The organism is Flavobacterium hercynium, from assembly GCF_002217285.1.
Taxonomy (GTDB): Bacteria; Bacteroidota; Bacteroidia; order Flavobacteriales; family Flavobacteriaceae; genus Flavobacterium; species Flavobacterium hercynium.
Genome location: NZ_MUGW01000044.1, coordinates 20,714 through 27,996, shown reverse-complemented (window position 1 = coordinate 27,996; position 7,283 = coordinate 20,714). Strand labels below are relative to the sequence as shown.

Annotated in this window: 8 protein-coding genes; all 8 read left to right on the top strand. The window is 31.6% G+C overall.

All coding sequences use genetic code 11. The features are described from left to right. Positions 1-342 precede the first annotated feature (342 nt). Entirely contained in the window at positions 343-729 is a 387-nt protein-coding gene (gene tssD / locus B0A66_RS18545; RefSeq protein ID WP_089051356.1) for a type VI secretion system tube protein TssD, read from the top strand. A gap of 148 nt (positions 730-877) precedes the next feature. After that, the gene (tssD, locus tag B0A66_RS18540) at positions 878-1,273 is read left to right on the top strand and encodes a type VI secretion system tube protein TssD (RefSeq protein ID WP_089051355.1); all 396 of its coding nucleotides are present in this window, start codon (positions 878-880) and stop codon (positions 1,271-1,273) included. A gap of 35 nt (positions 1,274-1,308) precedes the next feature. Then, positions 1,309-3,117, top strand: a complete 1,809-nt coding sequence (locus tag B0A66_RS18535; RefSeq protein ID WP_089051354.1) for a type VI secretion system Vgr family protein — start codon at positions 1,309-1,311, stop codon at positions 3,115-3,117. A 19-nt stretch (positions 3,118-3,136) separates the two neighbouring features. Further along, positions 3,137-3,304: a hypothetical protein gene (locus B0A66_RS22975; protein ID WP_165766652.1), complete on the top strand. Its 168-nt coding sequence runs from the start codon at positions 3,137-3,139 to the stop codon at positions 3,302-3,304. A 5-nt stretch (positions 3,305-3,309) separates the two neighbouring features. After that, positions 3,310-5,211: a polymorphic toxin type 23 domain-containing protein gene (locus B0A66_RS18530; protein WP_089051353.1), complete on the top strand. Its 1,902-nt coding sequence runs from the start codon at positions 3,310-3,312 to the stop codon at positions 5,209-5,211. Positions 5,212-5,218: 7 nt separating this feature from the next. After that, positions 5,219-5,899 carry a hypothetical protein gene (locus tag B0A66_RS18525; protein ID WP_089051352.1) on the top strand — a complete coding sequence of 227 codons (681 nt, stop codon included), beginning with the start codon at positions 5,219-5,221 and terminating at the stop codon, positions 5,897-5,899. Next, a complete protein-coding gene (locus B0A66_RS18520) occupies positions 5,892-6,572 on the top strand; it encodes a hypothetical protein (protein ID WP_089051351.1) in 681 nt (226 codons plus the stop codon). The genes B0A66_RS18525 and B0A66_RS18520 overlap by 8 nt, the downstream gene beginning before the upstream one ends. Further along, positions 6,565-7,242 (top strand): hypothetical protein, encoded by a 678-nt coding sequence (locus B0A66_RS18515; protein WP_089051350.1) that lies wholly within the window; start codon positions 6,565-6,567, stop codon positions 7,240-7,242. Before B0A66_RS18520 ends, B0A66_RS18515 begins: the two co-directional genes overlap by 8 nt. Positions 7,243-7,283 lie beyond the last annotated feature (41 nt).

Here is a 7,283-nt window from a genome sequence, read left to right as displayed (position 1 = left end):
CAAAGCCCAAAGCCCAAAGCAAATAATTTAAAAATCCCAAGCGTAAAGCGTAAAGCCTATAGATTAAAGCATAAAAAATTCTTGTAAACAAATTCCTGTTAGGCAGAAAAGCAATTTTCGATATTTTTTTTCATTTCAGGTAAGAAATAAAGCTCATTAAAAGTACTTTTCGGGGTGTTTTTTATTCAGAATTGTGGGCGAAATAATCATTTTTAATGGATTAATTATTTGTTAATGAGGTTGTTAGTAAATGTAAAAATAATTCTGTTAAAATAGTTTTACAAAACAAATTAATTTCTATTTTTACAGCGTAATTAAATAAATAATTTAAATCTAAACATTATGTCATTCTTAACTACATTAACCGTTGCAGGTAAAGATTACAAAGTATTAAACGTGAGCTATGACTTAGCTCAGGAAACAGATGCTTCAGGGCGTCCATCTACAGTAACACGTGGAGGAAGAATTATGATTCAGGTTGAATCTACTGGTGGTACAGAATTGTTCGAATGGATGACTAACAACTTCGAAAGAAAAGAAGGTTCAGTAAAATTCATCAAACGTGATTCTAACGCTACTTTAAAAGAGTTAAAGTTTACTGAAGCTTACATGGTGAAGTACAAAGAGAACTTTGATCATAACAGTGACAATCCGTTAACGGAAACTTTTATGATTTCAGCTCGTAAAATTTCAATGGGTGGTGGAGAATTTGATAATGCTTGGGTATAATCCTTCAAGACTTATTAAACTTTATTACACATAAAAGCATAAAAGGGAGTTCATTTTGTGGACTTCCTTTTTTGTTTTAAACCGAAAACTTCTCGATGGGGCAGAAGCTTTTATAATTCACTAATCTACAATATAATACCACAGCAAAATGAGTTTTTTATCTAAATTACACATAGACGGAGAAGAATATAATGTTCTTGATTTCAATATTAAGTTTAAACAGGAAATAGACACTGCAAGCAAGCCAACAGGCGGAGCAAAAGGCGGTGTAATCAAAATAACCATTGAGGCAAACCAAAGCACTGACTTTTTAAGCTGGATGCTAAACGGAGACCTTACCAAAGATGGTAAAATAGTTTTTTACAGACGTGATGCTTTAAGCAAAATGAAAGAATTAAGTTTTACAAAAGCTTTTTGCGTGAGTTATGACGAACAGTTTTCAAGTACCAACGATGTTCCAATGAAAATTACAATGGAAGTCGTAGCTAAAGACCTGAAATTTGGAGATGCAAAATTCTCTAACAACTGGATTTCTTTAGGATAATTTTAAAAACAAGGTACTTAAAAAAAGCACGTATTATGTCACATTTTTCAGAACAAGTTCATATTTCTATAGGGAGCTTTAGCCAAAACGTTGTATACTATGATTTAAAAGTCTCTCAGAAAATGGGCGATCACCATCATTTTTCATTCGTTTGGCAATACACAGGTAAAGCAATTATTAACCCGGCAGATCAGGCAAAAGCCTTAAGAAGCTACTTAGGTGATGAGGTAATTTTTACCTTCAAAAGCCTTACGGGAATCAAATTAATGAGTAAAGGTATTATTACTGAACTAACCTCAATTGATCTTCACGGAGGTCCGGCAGGATTACACGTTTCAGGAGTAAGTCACAGTATCGTTTTAGACGATATGAAAAGATCGAGATCGTTTAAAGAACGCACTCTGGACGATATCGTGGTGAGTATCTTTGGCGAAGGTCCTGGTGAATTCTACCAAAGAGATTCTATTAAATCTACGTACCGTAAAGAATTTAAAAATCTGGTTCAGTACAACGAAAGTAATTTCGAATTTATAAACAGATTATCAAAGCGTTACGCACAATGGTTTTATTTTGACGGAATGCGTATGCAATTCGGACAAACCAAAGAAAGCAAAGTAAAATTGGTAAACGGTGCTTCGCTGCATGGTTTTACCATTCAAACCAACATGGCATCGCATAAAATTTCGTTAACTGGATTTGATTATAATAGCGCTTCCGATCTTAGAAATTCATCTGCAAAAACGGCTACAGGAAGTAAAGATAGCTTTGCAACGGTAATTGGGTACAATCAGGGAACGGTTACCAATCCAAACCTAAATGATGGAGTGTATACGGTAAATGCCAACAATAAAGAAGACATTGAAGAAATGGTAACGATGCAAACCGCAGGAAGTGACGCCAACAGCGTTTATTACAGTGGAACATCGTATTTCCCGATAGGTGTTGGACAAGTATTTACTATTCAAAACCAAACCGTAGAACACGAACTTATTGCTATCGAAGTGGTTCACCATTCAGAGGTACACGGAAATTACTCATGCGAGTTCAAAGCAATTCCAGCTGATGTAAGCGCTCCACATTATACTAATGTACATGCTTTCGCAAAAGCAGAAACACAACCTGCACAGGTAAAAGACAACAACGATCCCGAAGGATTAGGAAGAGTAAAAGTAGAATTCTACGGCGCAAGTGGAACTGCTGTAACGGAATGGATTCGTATGGTACAGCCGTATTCCGGATCTGGAAAAGGTTTCTACTTTATCCCGGAAATTGGCGAAGAAGTACTAATAGGTTTTGAAGGAAACAATGTTCAGAATCCGTATGTAATTGGAACACAATACAACGGAAATGATAAAAGTGCCTATTCCGATAGTAAAAACAGTTTAAAAGCGATTCATACTCGTTCAGGAACTAAAATGATCTTTAATGATGAAGACGGAAGTGTTCTAATCGAAGACATTGGCGGAAGCAGCTGGTTAATGGACGGAAAGGGGAATATTAATGTTACCGCTGCTAAAGATATTACGATAAATGCAGGAGAGAATTTGAATATTACTGCTGGTAAAAATGTCTCAGTAAGTGCGGGAGAGAATATGGAGCATTCAGCAAATAAAGATATTAGTCAAAGTGCAGGAAAAGATCTTAATCAAAATGCGGGAGGAAATATTTCTGAAACTGCTGATAACAAAACAGAAATTATTGATCAAAAATATGTTCGTGGTTCATTGGAGTCTACACAATATGCTGATGAAATAAATATTTTCAGTACAAAAGAAAATATGCTTTTGGAAAGCAGTGAAAAAACAATCGAAATTAATAGTACAGAGCAATCAAACATATTTTAACGTATTAAAAAATTGTATCATGGCAATTAATAAGAGCGCAAAAAATCTCTATGTTACGATAAAAGAGTCTTATTTTAGTCAAAGTAAGACCTTTATTGAAACATCTGAAAAAGTTGAATTAGTAGCAACAAAAGAAAATTTGACCTTAAGTTCTAATAAAAAAGTACAACTGAAAGGTAAAAAGTAGTCGATATGGGAAATGTAGCATTTGGAACCCCAAGATTTGTGGTACCTAAAAATGAAATTAAAGAGAGCGAGTATAAACTTGAAAGCAGTTATATGCACGATCATATCAAAAGTGTTGCTTCTGAAATGGTTGGGAAATTTAATGATGATAATACAGGTATCATATACAAATTATATAAAGAAATTGCAGACGGCAAGGTTAAGAATCCATCTATTGTAGTATCTCAAGGGGTACATTCAAATGATTATGCTTTTTATGATATACAAAATGAAAAAATTGTCGTGTGGGAGCATCATTTAAAAGGAATAGAGAAAGACAATGATAAAAAAATTAAGTTAGTTGCCGGGTTAGTTACTTCTTATGGGAAATATATTAACACACTGCTTAAAGATACTATAAAACCAGATGAACATTTAGAAACTTATGATTTTGATCTTTTTAAATTTGATGGTGTTGGTGATGCAGCAGTTACTATTGGTAAATTAGAATCGTCAAGCTTCAACGGAAATCTAAGCATTAGTTTTCCTAAAGAAGATACTAAAAAAGAAGAAAAAAAACATTTTAGGCAAGATTTAAAGCAAAAAGGAGGTCCAAATGCGGGAGATAGCCAAGGCCCGGGTAATGGTGATGGTCCAGGACCAGGGGGACCACCAATAAACATGGGATTAAAATTTAGTTATAGTCTTAAAGGAGGTTTTACAGCAAGCTTGTATGCCGGAATTCAAAAAGAGGTTGCAAGAGCCGGAGATGTACATCTTATGCCAAGTTTAAATGCTGCTTTGACCTATTATGGTAATAATGCACCAGGAACGTCTCCATTAAGCCGTAATTTATTAAACGCGACATTAACACCTGCTGTAACAATAGGATATAAAACAGGAAACGCGCTCAATATGAATTTGTTTACTAGTTTTAGTGGCTCTGGTGTAAACAACCCGTATGAGTATGCTTTTACAGTAGGTTCAACGGGGGTTTTGAGTTCTGGTAAAGTTTCAAAAACATACGATGAAAACGGAAATGAAATATCAACAAAAGACGCTTATAATTCTCAAGATAACCGAAACAGAAATCAGATTGTGGGTGGTGCATCAATAAAATTGGGTAACTTTATGATTTCGTCATATAATGATATTTTTAAGGCACCATTATTTTTAGGGATGAACTCTGATCAATATTGGTCAGCAGGTGTAAATATGCAAGCTTGGATAACGGATATTATACATATGGCGTATGCTTTTGATTTGTATTATGGAAAATCAAATAATAAAAATCCCTTCAATCGGGATAAAATAATTAACGGTCAAAATTATGATTATCAACGTCTTTTTGATATTTTGCTAAATCGCGGTCAGGAAACGTTTTCCTTTACAGATGGAATTGGTAATATTAATAAATCTACTAAATTTGGTTATGGAACATTTTGGCCATCCAATATGATGCACGATGCGATTGAGTTTCCTGAAAAGCATAATAAAATTGTAAAAGAGAATAAGCCTGTTAGATCAGCTTATAAAACTGAAAAAGAGTATCAAGATGCTTTAAAAGAGTACAAGGATAATCCATCATTTATTTCGACAGTACCAAAACAACCAAAACAACCAATTAGAAAAGAATATCCAGATTATAAAGTTTTTTTAGAAGATAGCAGGCAATACAAAAAGGATTTAGAAGATTATGAAAAATATAAAGAAGTTGAGCCAGACTTAGACATTACTATGAATACAAACTATGGCACAACTTATTTTCATCATTTATTTGTGGTATATAATGAAGAGTCTAATAGAGTTCAGTTAGAAAGATTAAATACAGTTATGGATGCTCAAACCTCAATAAAAGGAACGAATTTAGAATCATTTTATAAATTGGATGAATATTTTAAGAATTTACCACAAAAAATAAAATTGTAAAAAGCAAATGAATAAAATAATTGTAAGTTTATTATTATCTATATTTCTTGTTGGTTGTAAGACATCAAAAGAGCCTAGTAATTCTGAAACAGCATTCAAACAGTATTTAATAGATACTAATAAAATGGATAAAGATGCTGTAATAAATGATAGTTATTATGATAAGTATTTTTTGCAGTATCTTGATTATGAAACGAAAAATCATATATCAAGTAATCCTTATTTGAAAGTTAATAATGTTTATTCTTATTTGAAGAATAATGGAAATTCTTATATCTTCAGTATTTTTGCTGATGATGGTAGATTTTATACTGGAACTTATACTATTGATAGTGAATATTTAACAGCAACAGTAAATGGGACAATTAAATTGAAACAATTAATAAAACTGAAAAGACATGGACTTTTTGAAATAGAAAATAATATTTTAAAAACTAGACGTTTCATTATTACACCTTTTAAAGAGTGGTATGAAAGCGATACAGGCTATATAAAAAATGATACACTTCATTTTACTGCCATTTACAAATCAAAAAAATATGAGTATAAGAAAAAATGGTTGTCTAAAACGCACAAGACTCACTTTATACATAAATATCAGCCTAAACTAATTGCTACAAAAATTAAAGATTCCCGAACGGGACTTGATGTTTTTATGGTTGAAGGAGAATTTACTTCTAATGAATAAAATAGTTTTATTATTATTAATGTTTGTAGTTTTTATTAGTTGCAAGACATCAAAAGAGTCTGGCTATACAGATACTGCTTTTAAGCAGTATTTAATAGATACTAATAAGATGGATAAGGATTCAGCTATAAATGATAGTTATTATAATAAGTATTATTCAAAATATCTAGATTATAAGACCAAAAAAGATGTAACAAGTAACCCATACTTAAGAGAAAATCAAGTGTATACTTACTTGAAAAATAATCGTAATAATTATATATTCAGTGTTTTTTCTGATGATGGTGAATTCTATACAGGAACTTATGCTATTGATAGTGATTATTTAACTACGTCAGAAAATGGCATTATAAAATTAAAACAATTAATAAAATTAACTAGTCTTGGATTTTTTGAGGTGGAAAATAATAATTTAAAAACTACTCGTCATATTAGAACACGTTTTAAAGAGTGGGATGAAAGTGATAGGGGATATATAAAAAATGATACTATTCATTTTAACACCATCTACAGATCCCAAAAATATGGGTATAAGAAAAAATGGTTAGCCAAAACACACAAGACTCACTTTATACATAAATATCAGCCTAAACTAATTGCTACTAAAATTAAAGATTCCCGAACCGGACTTGATGTTTTTATGGTTGAAGGAGAATTTACTGCTAATGAATAAAATAGTTTTATTATTATTAATGTTTGTACTTTTTGTTAGTTGCAAGACATCAAAAGACTCTGCTTTTCCCGATGAAGCTTTTAAGCGATATCTTGTAGAAACTAATAAAATTGATAAAGATACGGCCATAAATAATAGTCACTATGACAAGTATTTTTTGCAATATCTTGCTAATGAAACAAAAAAAGATATAACAAGTAACCCATATTTAAAAGCAAATCAAGTTTATGTACACTTAAAAAACAATGGAAGTTATATATTCAGTGTTTTTTCTGATGATAGTAAATTTTATACAGAAACTTGTATTACAGATAGTGAGTATTTAACTGCACCAGAAAATGGTACAATAAAAGTAAAACAGTTAATAAAACTAAAAAGTCTTGGTTTTTTTGAAATGGAAAATAATAATTTAAAAACTACTCGTCATATTAGAACACGGTATAAAGAGTGGTATGAAAGTGATACAGGTTATATAAAAAATGATACTCTTCATCTTACCGCCTTCTACAGATCAAAAAAATATGGGTATAAGAAAAAATGGTTGGCAAAAACTCATAAAACTCATTTTGTTAACACCTACGAGCCTAATCTAATAGCTACAAAAATTAAAGATTCAAGGACGGGTGCTAATGTTTATATGGTTAAAGGAGAATTTACTGTGAATGAATAAGGTAATTTTTTGGTAGTTTTTGCTGTAACTAGTTGAATATA

Excerpts from the sequence above, each read along its gene's own strand:
- B0A66_RS18535 (WP_089051354.1), top strand. The coding sequence starts at position 1,309 with ATGTCACATTTTTCAGAACAAGTTCATATTTCTATAGGGAGCTTTAGC.
- tssD (WP_089051356.1), top strand. The coding sequence starts at position 343 with ATGTCATTCTTAACTACATTAACCGTTGCAGGTAAAGATTACAAAGTA.
- B0A66_RS18520 (WP_089051351.1), top strand. The coding sequence starts at position 5,892 with ATGAATAAAATAGTTTTATTATTATTAATGTTTGTAGTTTTTATTAGT.
- B0A66_RS18515 (WP_089051350.1), top strand. The coding sequence starts at position 6,565 with ATGAATAAAATAGTTTTATTATTATTAATGTTTGTACTTTTTGTTAGT.
- B0A66_RS18525 (WP_089051352.1), top strand. The coding sequence starts at position 5,219 with ATGAATAAAATAATTGTAAGTTTATTATTATCTATATTTCTTGTTGGT.
- B0A66_RS22975 (WP_165766652.1), top strand. The coding sequence starts at position 3,137 with ATGGCAATTAATAAGAGCGCAAAAAATCTCTATGTTACGATAAAAGAG.
- B0A66_RS18530 (WP_089051353.1), top strand. The coding sequence starts at position 3,310 with ATGGGAAATGTAGCATTTGGAACCCCAAGATTTGTGGTACCTAAAAAT.
- tssD (WP_089051355.1), top strand. The coding sequence starts at position 878 with ATGAGTTTTTTATCTAAATTACACATAGACGGAGAAGAATATAATGTT.